Raw genomic sequence first — 14346 nt, forward strand, 5'->3', positions numbered from 1 at the left:
GCTCGGGACGGTCGCAGGAGGCGGCGGCCCGCTCGGGGCGGTTACAGGAGGTGGCAGCCCGCTCGGCGCAGTCGCAGGAAGCGGCCCGCTTGGGGCGGTCACAGGAGGTGGCGGCCCGCTCGGGGCGGTCGGTGGGGGCGCGCTCGCCGGGGCCGGAGGTGGCAGCCCACTGGGGCTGCTGGGCGGACTGCTCGGAGGGCTGGGCGGCGGAGGAGGCAAGGGCCGGCAGAGCGAAGGCTCGCGCGCCGTCCCCGCACCTCGGCCGGCTCCGGCGACCCGACCGGGTGTCGCTCGCCGACCGGCCCCTGCCGTGAGACACCTCATGGCTCCGGCCCGGTTCCGACCTGCCAACCCCACCTTCGACCCGGACCCTGACCCGCCCCAGGCCACCACTGAAGCGGCCACCCAGCCAACCCAGGCCCAGCCAACCCAGGGTCGGACCCAGGCCCAGCCCAGCCAGGGCCAGGGCCAACCGAGCCAGGTGGGGGCAAGCCAGGGCCACCAGGCCGGACAACCAGTCGCCCAACCCGGCTCAGGCCAGGAGGCGACGTCTCAGGACACCCACACCGGCACCAATCCGGCAACTGACCAGAACCCCGCCCCAGCCCCAGCCCCGGAACCAAGCCGGGACGACACCCCGACCACCGCCTCAGGCCCGTCTCAGGGTGGCCGTCCTGGTGGCGGCCAGGGATCGGTGCCTCAGGGCGGTCGCCCAGCTGACGCCTCCGGGCAGGGCCAGAACGCTGGTTCAGGCCCGTCTCAGGGCGGCAGGCCTGGTGTTGCGTCGCGTCCGTCGCCCGGTGGCAGGCCCGGTGCCGTCTCCGGCTCGTCCCAGGGCGGCCGTCCTGGTGGCGGCCAGGGATCGGTGCCTCAGGGTGGTCGTCCAGCTGGCGTCTCTGGGCAGGGCCAGAACGCTGGTTCAGGCCCGTCTCAGGGCGGCAGGCCTGGTGCTGTGTCGCGTCCGTCGCGCGGTGGCAGGCCCGGTGCCGTCTCCGGCTCGTCCCAGGGCAGCCGTCCTGGTGGCGGCCAGGGATCGGTGCCTCAGGGCGGTCGCCCAGCTGACGCCTCCGGGCAGGGCCAGAGCGCCGGTTCAGGCTCGTCTCAGGGCGGTCGGCCGGGTGTGATCTCGGGCCCGTCGCGCGGTGGCAGGCCTGGTGCGGTCTCTGGCTCGTCGCAGGCTGGCCGTCCTGGCGGTGGGCAGGGGACGGTGTCCAAGGGAGCTAGACCGGGTGGTGTGTCGGGCTCGGGCCAGGGCGCGGGCCCAATCACGTCCCTGGGACAGGGGCAGGATGCGGGCCCCGTCATGAGGCCGGTCTCGGAATCGCAGCAGGGGCGGGGTGGCAGGCCGGGTGCTGTATCCGGTCCGTCGCATGGCGGCAGGCCCGGGAGCGTCGCGCGTCCGTCCCGCGCTGGCAGGCCTGGTGCTGTCTCTGGCCCGTCCCAGGGTGGCCGTCCTGGTGGCGGGCAGGGATCGGTGGTTCAGGGTGGTCGCCCTGGCGTTGGGCAGGGGATGGCGTCTGAGGGCGGTCGGTCCGGTGTTGCCCTGGGTCCGTCTCAGGGCAGTCGGTCCGCCGTCCTGGGGCGGCATGGCAAGGCGACCGGGCGCGGCTCGGTGCCAAAGCCGCCCTCCGCCCCAGCTCCTGCTCCTGCCCCGGCTTCGGCTCTGGCTTCGGAGTCCGTGCGAACCTTGGACGCCCGCCGGGACGCCGTGCGGGGAGGGGCGACGGGCGCTGTGTCGGACCGGGGCAGGGGCGTCCGTACGGATGCCGTGTCGGGGCGGGCCTCGGGCGTCCCTCGGGATGCCCTGCCGGGGCGGGTCTTGGGTGCCGTGTCGGGATGGCGTACGGGTGTCGCGTCGGCTGCGGTCTCCGGTTCGGAGGCGCGGCGGGAGGCGAGAGCCTAGTCGCGCCGGCGGCCTGCCCGGATCGTTTCCGCGCGGGAACCGTGCCACCAGGTGCCGGAGGCACGGTGAAGGCACGGTGAAGGCGCGGGCACGTCCCGGAAGCCGTGAGTAGGACGTCCCGGAAGGTCGCTTGTGGGACCCGGTGATCCCGGTGTGACTGGGTGCTCCAAGCGTGGACGCCTGCGGGGTTTGGTGTGGCGGTTTGTGCGGGTCTCAGGTGTCGAGGCCTCCGAACTGTTCTGCACTGGCCTGGGGTGATCGCGCGTGTGTGTGCCGGGGGCGAAGGCCGTGTGTGCGGCGCGGGATGGCGTCGTGCCGAGTGGCTGGGCGCTGCCGCAGGGTTCGGTGTGGCGGTTCCGGGGGCTTCAGGTGTCGAGGCTCCGGGGCCTGCTCCACACCGGCCGGCGTGATCGCGCGTGCGTGTGCCGGGGGTGTTTGAAGGCGGCCTGCTCCGTTGTCATGAGGCGGCGTCGGGCTGAGTGGCGGGGCGTTGGTGCGGGGTTCGGTGTGGTGGTTCGCGGGGTCTCTGGTGCCGGGGCCCCGGGGACCGGACGTGCCGGACGTGGCGTCATCGTGCTGCCGCAGGTGCCCGGCGACGGCGTGATGGCGTGATGGCGTGACTACGGGTCCTGGGGTGCTGGATCCGTCGCTGAGTGGCGGGCATGCCGCCGTGCCGATGAGGTGCCGAGTGCCGGTGGCATTCGACGCATGCCATACGCATGCCATACGCATGCCGGACGCAGGCCAGACGTAGGCCAGACGCATGCCAGGTGAGGAGCGCGTGGGAGTCGCGGAGTCGCCTGGGAGTGGTGCGTCTCGGGGAGGGGCGGGCGGATGCGCCCCGTCCCCCGGCCGTGCCATGGTGGATCCGTCCGTGCCTCGGCGGATCTGTCCGCGTCCTGGCCGGGCCTCCGTGGAAACGTCCACGCCCTGGCCGGGCCTCCGTGGAAACGTCCACGCCCTGGCCCTGCCTCGGTGGATCTGTCCACGCCCTGGCCGGGCCTCCGTGGATCCGTCCGTGCTCTGGCCGCGGCCCAGGGTGGATCTGTGCGGGTTCGGTTGGGGCGCGGGCGCATGGGCTCGCGCCCCTGCTGTTCGCCGCGCCGCTGATCCAGGGCGGGGGTGTGATGCCGCTGGTCGGTGGCGCCGTACTGGGGGTGGCTGGCCGGCACTGCTGGGCTGCGGCGCCGTGTTTCGGGGCGGCTGCGCTGGGCTGGTGTCCCGTGGCGTTGGCCGGAGCCTCGTGTGGCGGGGAAGCCGTAGCTGACTGCGGGGTGGTGTGCTCGGCGACGTGCTGCGAGGTGGGGAGGGTGTGCGGGGTGGGGGTGCTGCGCGGTCCGGCGCCGCCGGCTCCGACCGGGGTCGGCGGCGTTTCCCCATGTTCTTCAGGGCTCTCGCCCTTCTTCCCTCCCTCTTCCCCCTTCGCCCCGTCGGTGCTGCGGCCTGAGGTTCCAGCCTCCGTGGCCGCGGGGTGTGGCAGCGCCGCCAGGCCCCGGGGGTAGGCGGCGCTTGGGTGGTCGTGTCGTTGGTTACGGCAGCCGTACGCCCGTGCGGCGGGCTATCTGCGCCTGGAGCCTGGCCATCTGCCAGTGCAGCTCAAGGAGCTGCTCGGCGAGCTGCATCGGGGGAATCTCCGTCACGTCCTCGGTGGCCAGGCAGTCGATCGCGGCTGACAGTTCTCCCATCGCGCGCCCCCACTCCATCACCGTTCCTCAGTTCGAATCCGCGTTCGAATGCTAGCGGAACAGGGCGCGCGACGTCAGCCTTTTACCCCGCGTGTCACGGGTGTTGGTGCTCACACAAGGCGGGCGGGGTCAGCCCTTGTTGTAGGCGGAGATGACTTCCTTCGGGTCGCCGTCCATCCTCATCTTGCCCTTGTGCAGCCAGATGACGCGGTTGCAGGTCTCCTCGATGACCTTGAGGTCGTGGGCGACGAGGAAGACGGTGCCGGCGGACTCGCGGATCTGGCGGATGCGCTGCTCGCTGCGCTTGCGGAACTCGCGGTCGCCGGTGGCGAGCGCCTCGTCGATGAGGAGGACGTCGTGGGTCTTGGCGGAGGAGATGGCGAAGCGCAGGCGGGCGCCCATGCCGGACGAGTACGTGGACATGGGCAGCTGGACGAACTCGTCGATGCCGGAGAACTCGACGATCTCGTCGTACTTCTCCCTGACCTCGGCCGGGGTCATGCCCATGGCGTAGCAGCCGAGGACGATGTTGCGCTCGCCGGTGAGCTCGCGCATGAGGGCGGCGTTGACGCCGAGCAGCGACGGCTGGCCGTCGGTGTAGACGGCGCCCGCGTGGGGCGGCAGCAGGCCGGCGATGGCGCGCAGCAGCGTGGACTTGCCGGAGCCGTTGCGCCCCACGATGCCGATGGCGTCGCCGTGGTAGGCCACCAGGGACACGCCCTTGACGGCGTGGACCTCTTTCATCTGGGGGCGGCCCTGGCGCTTCAGCAGACGCGTGAGGGCGTTGACGGCGTTGCCCTTCTCGGCGTCGGTCGCCGCGCCGTACACCCGGTAGACGATGTGCAGGTCGTCGACGATGACGGTCGGAGTGCCCGTGGGCGCGTCGAGGGGACGCTTGCCCGTAGTGGGCTCCGGGTTGGGGTGCACCCTGACGTCCTTGCCGCGGACGGCGGGCTCCTCGCCCTTCACCTGTGACAACTCCTTGGTCAGCTCAGCCACGTCCGTACCTCTCCTCGGCTCGCCAGAAGTACCAGAAGCCGAATGAGAGAGCGAACACCGCCCAGAATACGCAAGAGATCCAGATGATCGGCGGCGGGTTGTGCCCCCACTCGGGGTTGTGGCTGGCGATCAGGATGTCGCGCATCCACTCGATGTACGAGGCGGCCGGGTTGAGGTACATGATGTCGGCCACCCACTGAGGCATGTGCGCGGCTTCGACCACCTTGTCCTGGATGGAGAAGAAGACGCCCGAGGCGTACAGCCAGGTACGGGTGATGAAGGGCAGGAGCTGGTTCAGGTCGCGCATGGAGGCTCCCATCCGCGCGATGACCAGCCCGGCGCCGATGTTGAACATCGTCTGCATCAGCAGCACGAGCGGGATCATCAGCCAGAACCAGTTGGGCAGCTCGCCGGTGAGCACCACGATCACCAGCAGCACGCCCATGGAGATGGCGAGTTGCTGGAGCTCCTGGATCGTGTACGCCAGGGGCAGCGAGGCCCGGGGGAAGTGCAGGGCGCGGATCAGCGAGAGGTTGCCCGAGATGGACTTGGCCCCCGCCGTGACCGTGCGCTGGGTGTAGGTGAAGACGAACATCCCGGTCAGCAGGAAGGCCGGGTAGTTCGTGATGTTCTTGCTGCCGCCCAGGATGAGGCCGAACATCAGGAAGTAGATGGCCGCGTTCAGCAGCGGTGTCAGCACCTGCCACAGCTGGCCCAGGGCCGAGCTGGAGTACTTCGAGACGTTGCGCGAGGTGGCGTACGTCAGGATGAAGTGTCGCCGCTCCCAAAGCTGGCGCAGATAGACAGGGAACCTCGGCCGCGCGATGGAGCGGCGAAGTCCGTATCTCTCGGCGAGCTTGGCCAGCGGCTCCTGCCCGCTTCGGCCGCCCGCCTGGGCGTCCGCGACAGCGGATTCCGGCTGGCTCATGGCAAGGACTCTATTGGATCCGGATCGGTGAGGTGCCTGCCGCACGGGTGTGCGGCCGACAGTTGGACGGACTGTTGGGGCTCCTGGTTCCAGCGTTCTTTCAAGACTCGCTCAACCGTAGCCCAGGCAGGCGGCGTCGGGTGGTAAGGGCACGAGCAGTGTCCGGTAAGAGGTATTTTTCATCGACTGTTCATGTCCAGGCAGATCCCCTTTGGGGCGTCTTGTACGGTTCTCTATTGAACGGGCCCTATGCCTGTGACGCTGGATAGGCGTACGTGTGACCGAACTGCAACGCGCCAGAGACTCGCTGGTGGCACGTAGTGAGGGATAGTCGCGATCGACTGGCAGGGCGTCGGCTGGTTTGACCATGTCAGCCAAACCCGGGGGGATACCAGGAACTCCCCGTCAGGCTGCTCACGATCTTGCAGCTCAGCGCTTACGCCCACCTGTAGAGGGAGGAATTTTTTCACCATGCGTGTTACTAAGGGCGCACAGATCGTCGCCGGTACCGCGCTGCTCGCCCTCGCGGTTGCCGCGTGTGGCGGCGGTGCCTCCGACGGCGGTGGCACTGCCGCGGGCGGCTCCGAAACGCCGGTCCGCATGGAAATCGGAGAGCCGCAGGAGCTGCTGGTCCCGCAGAACACCACCGAGACCGAGGGCTCCGAGGTCCTCGCCGCCGTGTTCTCGCCGCTCGTCGGTTACGACGAGAACAAGCAGCCCGTCGAGGAGGCCGCCGAGTCGATCACGACCTCCGACAGCAAGGTCTGGACGATCAAGCTCAAGCCGGGCTACACCTGGCACGACGGCACCCCGGTCACCGCCGAGGACTACAAGCGCGCCTGGGACTTCGCCGCGTACCAGGACAACGCGATGAGCTCCTCCTACTTCTTCGGTCGCGTCGACGGCTACAACGACGTGCACCCGGGTGAGGGCAAGACCCCGACGGCCAAGGAGATGAAGGGTCTCAAGGTCGTCGACGACAACACCCTCGAGGTCACCCTCTCCGCCCCGTTCTCCCAGTTCAAGACGATGCTCGGGTACACCGCGTTCTACCCGCTGCCCAAGTCGGCCTTCGGCCCCGACGGCAAGGTGACGCAGGAGTACGGCGAGAAGCCGATCGGCCAGGGTCTGTTCAAGCTCGACAAGCCCTACAAGAAGGGCACCGACCAGACCATCGAGCTGTCGGTCTACGACAAGTTCACCGGCGCCAAGCCGAAGAACTGGACCAAGCTCCAGTTCAAGGTCTACACCAGCTCCGAGACCGCCTACAACGACCTCCAGGCGGAGAACCTCGACATCCACGACTCGCTGCCCGCTTCGGCCATCGCCGGCGCCAAGGCGGCTCTGGGCGACCGCTACCACGACGAGCCCGACGCCTCCGTCGGCTACATCGGCGTGCCGCTGAAGTACAACCCCGAGTTCAACAACCCGGACATCCGCAAGGCCATCTCGATGGCCATCGACAGGAAGACCATCACCGAGACGGTCTTCTCGGGCACCCGCGCCCCCGCGGACGACTTCATCAACCCGGCCATCCCCGGTTACCGTCAGGGCGCCTGCGACGCCTGCACGTACAACCCGGCCGAGGCGAAGAAGCTGTACGAGTCGGCCAAGGGCCCGAAGACGCTGGAGCTCGGCTACAACGCGGACGGCGGCCACAAGGAGTGGATCGAGGCCGTCGCGAACAACCTGCGCGCGAACCTCGGCATCGAGGTCTCGCCCAAGCCGTTCGAGAAGTTCCAGGGCATCCTGGACGCCCTGGACGCCAAGGAGTACAAGGGCCTGTTCCGCATGGGCTGGTCGATCGACTACCCGTCGCCCGAGAACTACCTCACGCCGATCTTCGGCACCGGCGCCATCGAGACGGGCTCCAACTACGGCGGCTACTCCAACAAGGAGTTCGACGCGCTCGTGGCCAAGGGCGACCAGGCCACGGACCCGGCCGAGGGCCTGAAGTTCTACCAGCAGGCCGACGACATCCTGATCAAGGAGCTGCCGTACATCCCGGTCTACTTCTACCGGAGCAACTTCGGTAACTCCACCAAGGTCAAGAACGTCAAGCTGAACCTGCTCAACCAGGTTGAGTGGGCGGACATCGAAAAGGCCTGACGTCATTCGGGAGGTGGGCGGCGGCGCCGCCCACCCCTCGGACGACCGAGCTTGGAGGCAGCCGCTTGGGCCCGGCACAACCGTGGATTCCAGGTGCTGCCTCCAAGTCATGTACTGGAGGGCTTGAATGGGCCGTTATGTCATCAGGCGCTTGATCCAGGCGATACCCGTCCTGCTCGGCGCCACCCTACTCATCTTCGTCATCGTCTTCGCTCTGCCCGGGGATCCCATCGCGGCGTTGTTCGGCGACAAGCGTCCGGACCCCGCCGTGGCGGAGGTCCTGCGCGAGCAGTACCACCTGAACGATCCCTTGCTGCTGCAGTACTGGTACTACATCAGCGGCGTGCTCTTCCGCGGCGACTTCGGCGTCAACTTCGCCGACGTCCCCGTCTCGCAGCTCATGGCCGGCAAGTTCCAGGTCACGCTGAACCTGGCGGTCACGGCGCTGGTCATGGAGGCGGTCATCGGCGTCGGCCTCGGCCTGTTCGCGGCGCTGCGCCGCGGCAAGGCGTCCGACACCATGATCCTCGCCGCGACGCTGCTGCTGATCTCCGTCCCGACGCTGGTGACCGGCTTCGTGCTGCAGCTCGTGCTGGGCGTGAAGCTCAAGCAGTGGACGGGAGCCGACATCTTCCCCGTCGCGGGCGTCTTCGCCGGCTGGCGCAGCTATCTGCTGCCCGGCTTCGTGCTCGCGGGACTGGGAGTCGCCTACCTGACCCGGCTGACCAGGACCAGCCTGGTGGAGACCCTGCGGGCGGACTTCATCCGCACGGCCACGGCCAAGGGGCTCTCCAGACGCCGGGTGATCGGCAGGCACGGGCTGCGCAACGCGCTGATCCCCATGGTCACCTATCTCGGCGCCGACCTCGGCAACCTGATGGGCGGAGCGGTCATCACCGAGACGATCTTCAACCTGCCGGGCATCGGCAACCAGCTCTTCCAGTCGGTGTACCTGCGCGAGCAACCCGTCGTCGTGGGCATCGTGACCGTGCTGGTGCTGATCTACATCCTGGCCAACCTGGTCGTCGACATGTTGTACGCAGTGCTCGACCCGAGGATCCGCTATGAGTAACCCAACCCAGCCGGTCGGACCCGGGCTCCCCGAGACGCAGACCATGGTCACCGACCAGGTCGTCCCCCCGGCGCAGGAAGGCCAGCGCAAGGGCAAGCAGAAGGGCGGCAAGCCCGCCAGCCTGTGGACCGACGCCTGGTACGACCTGAGGCGCAGGCCGATGTTCATCCTCTCGCTGATCATCATCGCGGTCCTGCTCGTCATGTCGTTCTGGCCGTCGCTGTTCACCTCGATCGACCCGTTCAACGCCAGGACGTGCGACCTGTCCACGGCGCGGCAGCTCCCGAGCGCCGGACACATGTTCGGCAAGGACAACCTGGGCTGCGACGTCTACGCCAGGACCATCTACGGCGCGCGGAACTCGATCGTGATCGGTGTGTTCACCACGTTGATCACCGCGTTGCTCGGCGGCCTGCTCGGCATCATCTCCGGCTACTTCAGCGGCGCCATCGACGTGATCTCCTCGCGCGTGACCGAGATCTTCTTCGCGATCCCCCCGATCCTCGGCGCGCTGCTCATCGCGGCCACCTTCCGCGGCAGGGCCAACAGCATCATGCTGGTCATCCTCGCGCTCGCGCTGCTCGGCTGGCCGATGACGTTCCGCATCATGCGCGCGGCGGTGATCACCGCGAAGAGCCAGGACTTCGTGGTGGCAGCCAAGGCGCTGGGCGCGGGCGCGGGCCGGATCATGTTCCGTCACCTGCTGCCCAACTCGCTGGCGCCGGTGATCGTGGTCTCCACGATCAACCTGGGCGGCTTCATCGCGGCCGAGGCCGCGCTGTCGTTCCTCGGCGTGGGCGTGCAGTCGCCGGACATCTCGTGGGGCCTGATGATCGCCGACGCGCGCAACAGGTTCCTCGACGCGCCGCTGCCGCTGGTGTTCCCGGCCGTGTTCCTGAGCATCACCGTGCTCGCGTTCATCATGATGGGCGACGCCGTGCGTGACGCGCTCGACCCGAAGCTCAGGTAGAAGGGGGGAAACGTGAAGAGGACAGCGCCAGAGGTGTTGCCCGCCGAGGGAGGGCTGGGCGACGAACCGCTGCTCGCCGTGGACGACCTGCACGTGGAGTTCCACACCCGTGCGGGGGTCGTGCGGGCGGTGAACGGCGTGAGCTACACGGTCAACCCCGGCGAGACGCTCGCCGTGCTCGGCGAGTCGGGTTCCGGCAAGTCCGTCACCGCCCAGGCCATCATGGGCATCCTGGACATGCCGCCCGCGGTCATCCCCCAGGGGGAGATCCGTTTCAAGGGCACCGACCTGCTCAAGCTGTCGGACGACGCGCGGACCCAGGTGCGCGGCCAGCGCATCGCGATGGTCTTCCAGGACGCGCTCTCCGCGCTCAACCCGGTGTTCACCGTGGGCTGGCAGATCAGCGAGATGTTCCGGGTGCACCGCGGCATGTCCAAGTCCGACGCCATGAAGAAGGCCGTCGAGCTGATGGACAAGGTCCGCATCCCGGCGGCGAAGCAGCGCGTCCACGACTATCCGCACCAGTTCTCCGGCGGCATGCGCCAGCGCATCATGATCGCGATGTCGATCGCGCTGGACCCGGAGGTGCTGATCGCGGACGAGCCGACCACCGCGCTCGACGTGACCGTCCAGGCGCAGATCATGGACCTGCTGGCCGAGCTGCAGCGCGAGAGCCAGATGGGCATGATCCTGATCACCCACGACCTGGGCGTCGTCGCCGACGTCGCCGACAAGATCGCGGTCATGTACGCGGGACGGATCGTGGAGAACGCCCCGGTGCACGACATCTACCGGGCGCCCGCCCACCCGTACACGAAGGGCCTGCTGGAGTCCATCCCCAGGGTGGACCTCAAGGGCCAGGAGCTGTACGCCATCAAGGGCCTGCCGCCCAACCTGCTCGACCTGCCCACAGGCTGCGCGTTCCATCCCCGGTGCCCGTACCGGCAGGACAACTGCGTGACCAGCGCACCCCCGCTCTACGAGATCAGCGGCACGCGCAGCAGCGCCTGTCACTACTGGAGGGAGGTCCTCGACGGTGAGCAGCAGTGAGCGCGTCCTTGAGGTCCGCGACCTGGTCAAGCACTTCCCCCTGACGCAGGGCATCGTGTTCAAGCGCCAGATCGGCGCGATCAAGGCCGTCGACGGCGTCTCCTTCGACCTGCGCAAGGGCGAGACGCTGGGCATCGTGGGCGAGTCGGGGTGTGGCAAGTCCACGCTGGCCAAGGTGCTGATGGCGCTGGAGCGGCCCACCTCGGGCTCGGTGACGATCAACGGCAAGGACATCGCCAAGGCCAGGGGCTCCGAGCTCAAGCGGATGCGGCGCAACATCCAGATGGTGATGCAGGACCCGTACACGTCGCTGAACCCGCGCATGACGGTCGGCGACATCATCGGGGAGCCGTTCGAGATCCACACCGAGGTCGCCCCGAAGGGCGACCGGCGCAAGAAGGTGCAGGAGCTGCTGGAGGTCGTCGGGCTCAACCCCGACCACATCAACCGCTACCCGCACCAGTTCTCGGGCGGCCAGCGGCAGCGCATCGGCATCGCCCGCGGCCTCGCGCTCCAGCCGGAGATCATCGTCTGCGACGAGCCGGTGTCGGCGCTGGACGTGTCGATCCAGGCCCAGGTGATCAACCTGCTGGAGCGGCTGCAGAACGAGTTCGACCTGGCCTACATCTTCATCGCCCACGACCTGTCGGTGGTCCGCCACATCTCCGACCGGGTCGGCGTGATGTACCTCGGCAAGTTCGTGGAGCTCGGCAAGGACAACGACATCTACGACAAGCCGGCGCACCCGTACACGCAGGCTCTGCTGTCGGCGGTGCCGGTGCCCGACCCCGAGGGGCGCGAGCAGCGCGAGCGGATCATCCTGCAGGGCGATCCGCCCTCGCCGGCCAACCCGCCGACCGGCTGCCGCTTCCGCACCCGGTGCTGGAAGGCGCAGGAGATCTGCGCCGAGCAGGAGCCGCTGCTGCAGATCCGGCCGGGCACCGGCCACGAGAGCGCCTGCCACTTCGCCGAGACGCACGACGTGGTGCACGCCGGCTGACCGACGGCACGAGAGGGCCCCGAGCGGACGACCGTCCGCACGGGGCCTTTCCCGCGTCCGAGGCGTCTCACGGCTGGTCCCTGCGCAGCACGACTCGGAGCGCCATCCCGGCCACGAGCAGCAGCATGCCCGCCAGCACCGCCGTGCGCGCCGGCGGCAGCCCCCCCTGGGGGCGCGGCGCCGAGGCGCCGGACGGCGCGGCGGGGGCGGCCAGCCCGTCGGCCGCGCGCAGCGCGAGCAGCGCGTCCACCACGCCGTGCCCGTACGCGGGGCTGTGACCGCCCGGCGGCCGCCGCCTGACGCCCCGCTCGACGGCCTCGCGGACGTGCCGCGGCGACAGCCCGGGATGGGCGGACCTGACGAGCGCGGCGATGCCCGCGACCACGGCCGTGGCCGAGCTGGTGCCGTCGCCGACCACGTACCCGTCCGCGCCGTCGGCGGTGACGACGCCGGTGCCGGGCGCGACCACCGACAGGTAGGGCTGGCGGTTGGAGAAGCGGGCGACGCGCAGCCGCCTGTCCACCGCGCCGACCGCCATGACGCCGGGGTAGGCGGCGGGGAAGTTCCTCCTGTTCGTGGTGGCGCCGTCGTTCCCGGACGAGGCCACGAGCACCGCCCCGCGGGCCAGCGCGTACCTGACGGCCTCCTCCTCGGCGGGCGAGCCCTCCGGCGCGCCGCCGCGGCCGCCGAGCGACATGCTGATGACGTCGGCGCCCTGGTCGGCGGCGTACCTGATGCCCTTGGCCAGGGCGTCGCCCGAGGAGCGGCGCGTCTCGCGCAGCGGGTCGCCGCTCTCCAGCGTGACCCTGACGGACAGCACGCGGGCCGCGGGCGCCACGCCGACCACGCCGGAGGCGGCGCCCTCGCCGTGGCCGCGCCCGGCGATGAGGCTCGCCATCCCGGTGCCGTGGTGCCCCCACTGGTCGGGGCGCTCGTCGGTGCCGGTCAGGTCGGGGCCCTCGATGACGGCGCCGGCGAGGTCGGGGTGGCGGGCGTCCACGCCGGTGTCGAGGACGGCGACGAGGGCGCCCTCGCCTCTGGTGACCCGCCACGCCTCGCGCAGCCGCAGCGGGCCGATCTGCCACTGCCCGGCGCGGGCGGCCCTGCCGACGTCATCGGCGCGGGCGGGGGCGCCTGCCAGGTCGGGGAGCGGTACGGCGAGCAGCGTGGCGAGCACGAGGAGGGCGGCCGGGCGGGCGGCCCTGGCGGGGAACGGTGAGCGGGACAGCTGGAACACGCCGACCTCGACGGGAGGGGAGGGGGTCGTCCGATCTGTCCGTGCATTCTGACATGTCGTCAGCGGCCGGGTCCGACGCTTCGGTAAACAGTCCGATACGGTGAGTAATAAGGTTTAAGCGGCTTTCGTCGGCCTTGCTGCCCTATTGGGCGGCCTCAGCGGCTGGGGGAGACCCGGACGTGCGCGCCCGGCGGGAGCCCCAGCCGCTGCGCCGCGTCCCCGCAGTTGACGCCGATCGCGATCAGCCCCGCGGAGTCGGCGAACGCCACCAGCTCGCCCGGCGGCACCGCCGCGAACGTCTCCCTGTACGGCAGCGTGAGCTGCCGCCGCCCCATCCAGACGCCCAGGTTGTCGCCCACGCGCACGCCCAGCGCCCGCAGGTCGCCCACGGCGATCGACAACTGCGTGTTGCCGAAGCGGTCGACGGACACCACCTCGCCCTCCACGGCGCCGTCGCGCATGAGCGACGTCGGCTCCGGCAGGGTGACCAGACGGTCCAGCGGCACCTGCGGGCCCAGCTCGGCGGGGTCCAGCCCGAGCGCCAGCCGCGCCGCGACCGGCGCGAACACGTCGCGCCCCGGGAAGGTGGGGGAGACCGGCCGCAGGAAGTGCGCCTCGTCGCGGATCTCGTACGCCGCCGCCGCGCCGCCCGCCGCGCGTACCGCCCACGACAGCAGCCCGTTGTCGGGCCCGACGAACACCCGTGCCCCCGCCGTGACCGCCACGGCCCTGCGCGACGTGCCCGCCCCGGGATCGACCGCGCCGATGTGCACCCCTGCGGGCAGGTACGGAATGGTCTGCGAGAGAATCGCCGCGCCACGCCGCACGTCGCCCGGCGGGACGAGGTGACACACGTCGATCACGCGGGCCTCGGGCGCGATCCCGGCGATGACGCCGTGGCAGGCGGCGACGAACCCGTCCTCCAGCCCGTAGTCGGTGAGGAGGGTGATGAACGAGGTCACATCTCGTGACTGTACGTCTCTCATTACGCCGTGAACACCCGCACTTGGCACATTACGATTGGCTGCGGGCCGCATGCGTGTGGCGTGACCGCCCCACGCCCCCTTTGAGGAGGACACCATGGGAGCACCGCTCGGCGGTGATAGTGCTGCCCAGGAATCGTCCCGCCAACCCCTGACAGAACGCGATCTCGAGCTCCTCGCCTTCGAACGCCACTGGTGGCGGCACGCGGGCGCCAAGGAACAGGCCATCAAGGAGGCCTTCGGGTTCTCCGCCACGCGCTACTACCAGCTTCTCGGCGAGCTGATCGACCGTCCCGAGGCGCTGGAGCACGACCCGATGCTGGTCAAGCGGCTGCGCAGGTTACGGTCCGCGCGCCGGCGCGACCGGGCCGCGCGACGGCTTGGCATGCGCCCCTGACGTGCTGGGTAGG

Annotated in this window: 11 protein-coding genes; 6 read left to right on the forward strand and 5 right to left on the reverse strand. The window is 69.9% G+C overall.

Features of this window, described 5'->3' with window-relative positions; all coding sequences use genetic code 11:
* Positions 1–3432: 3432 nt before the first annotated feature.
* The 3 genes from BMX74_RS43680 to BMX74_RS00200 all read right to left on the reverse strand — a co-directional run bounded on the left by BMX74_RS43680 (position 3433) and on the right by BMX74_RS00200 (position 5515).
* Complete coding sequence (locus BMX74_RS43680) at positions 3433–3588, reverse strand: hypothetical protein (RefSeq protein WP_176573538.1); 156 nt, start codon at positions 3586–3588, stop codon at positions 3433–3435.
* A 129-nt stretch (positions 3589–3717) separates the two neighbouring features.
* On the reverse strand, positions 3718–4587 hold the full coding sequence (locus BMX74_RS00195; protein ID WP_176573540.1) for an ABC transporter ATP-binding protein: 870 nt from the start codon (positions 4585–4587) through the stop codon (positions 3718–3720).
* Complete coding sequence (locus BMX74_RS00200) at positions 4580–5515, reverse strand: ABC transporter permease (RefSeq protein ID WP_055507632.1); 936 nt, start codon at positions 5513–5515, stop codon at positions 4580–4582. The genes BMX74_RS00195 and BMX74_RS00200 overlap by 8 nt, the downstream gene beginning before the upstream one ends.
* Positions 5516–6115: 600 nt before the next feature.
* On the opposite strand from BMX74_RS00200, the gene BMX74_RS00205 reads away from it, so the two are divergent.
* The 5 genes from BMX74_RS00205 (at position 6116) to BMX74_RS00225 (ending at position 11716) form a co-directional block, all read left to right on the forward strand.
* Entirely contained in the window at positions 6116–7624 is a 1509-nt protein-coding gene (locus tag BMX74_RS00205) for a peptide ABC transporter substrate-binding protein (RefSeq protein ID WP_236715056.1), read from the forward strand.
* Between the two features lie 127 nt (positions 7625–7751).
* Positions 7752–8696 (forward strand): ABC transporter permease, encoded by a 945-nt coding sequence (locus BMX74_RS00210; RefSeq protein WP_055507638.1) that lies wholly within the window; start codon positions 7752–7754, stop codon positions 8694–8696.
* A complete protein-coding gene (locus tag BMX74_RS00215; protein WP_082535502.1) occupies positions 8689–9666 on the forward strand; it encodes an ABC transporter permease in 978 nt (325 codons plus the stop codon). The genes BMX74_RS00210 and BMX74_RS00215 overlap by 8 nt, the downstream gene beginning before the upstream one ends.
* Before the next feature lie 12 nt (positions 9667–9678).
* A complete protein-coding gene (locus BMX74_RS00220; RefSeq protein ID WP_055507642.1) occupies positions 9679–10716 on the forward strand; it encodes an ABC transporter ATP-binding protein in 1038 nt (345 codons plus the stop codon).
* Positions 10703–11716, forward strand: a complete 1014-nt coding sequence (locus BMX74_RS00225) for an ABC transporter ATP-binding protein (protein ID WP_091097405.1) — start codon at positions 10703–10705, stop codon at positions 11714–11716. The genes BMX74_RS00220 and BMX74_RS00225 overlap by 14 nt, the downstream gene beginning before the upstream one ends.
* 67 nt (positions 11717–11783) lie before the next feature.
* Here BMX74_RS00225 and BMX74_RS00230 read toward each other — a convergent pair whose 3' ends face one another.
* The gene (locus BMX74_RS00230) at positions 11784–12953 is read right to left on the reverse strand and encodes a S8 family peptidase (protein ID WP_177227128.1); all 1170 of its coding nucleotides are present in this window, start codon (positions 12951–12953) and stop codon (positions 11784–11786) included.
* A gap of 155 nt (positions 12954–13108) precedes the next feature.
* Positions 13109–13915, reverse strand: a complete 807-nt coding sequence (locus BMX74_RS00235; RefSeq protein ID WP_236715057.1) for an SAM hydrolase/SAM-dependent halogenase family protein — start codon at positions 13913–13915, stop codon at positions 13109–13111.
* 118 nt (positions 13916–14033) lie between these two features.
* Between BMX74_RS00235 and BMX74_RS00240 the strand changes: the two genes are divergently transcribed.
* Positions 14034–14333 (forward strand): DUF3263 domain-containing protein, encoded by a 300-nt coding sequence (locus BMX74_RS00240; protein WP_055507650.1) that lies wholly within the window; start codon positions 14034–14036, stop codon positions 14331–14333.
* Positions 14334–14346 lie beyond the last annotated feature (13 nt).

Origin of the sequence: Nonomuraea pusilla (assembly GCF_900109355.1) — a bacterium.
In the GTDB taxonomy this organism is placed as follows: domain Bacteria; phylum Actinomycetota; class Actinomycetes; order Streptosporangiales; family Streptosporangiaceae; genus Nonomuraea; species Nonomuraea pusilla.